General features: G+C 49.9%; 1 protein-coding gene. It reads right to left on the reverse strand.

Translation table 11 applies throughout. From position 1 onward, the window contains the following. Window positions 1-335 (reverse strand): Ig-like domain-containing protein (locus tag Q1A41_RS20250; RefSeq protein WP_299982974.1); only part of this gene is annotated, 335 nt, incomplete at both ends.

Raw genomic sequence — 335 nt, forward strand, 5'->3', positions numbered from 1 at the left:
CTGCCATCACTGTCTTTTAAGGTGTAGCTAAACGTGTCGGTGGCTGTTACACCTTCAGCAAGAGCGACCGCACCTGCACCAGGAGTGTAAGTGTAAGAACCATCAGCTTGAAGGGTTAGCGAACCGAGCGAACCTTCAATTGAAGTGTTAACGCCGCCGGAGATATCACCGGTTTGTGTGCCAGCAACTACACCGGTAATGGCTGCTGCATCAGCGCCATCTACATCGGCACCGCCAACATCAGTTCTAACATTACCTGTTGCGTTGGTAACAGCATCGGTTGCATCTGTATCAGCATTCGCAACTGGTGCCGTATCGGTAATTAAAATATCCAA

This window comes from uncultured Pseudoteredinibacter sp., assembly GCF_947502065.1.
Taxonomy (GTDB): domain Bacteria; phylum Pseudomonadota; class Gammaproteobacteria; order Pseudomonadales; family Cellvibrionaceae; genus Pseudoteredinibacter.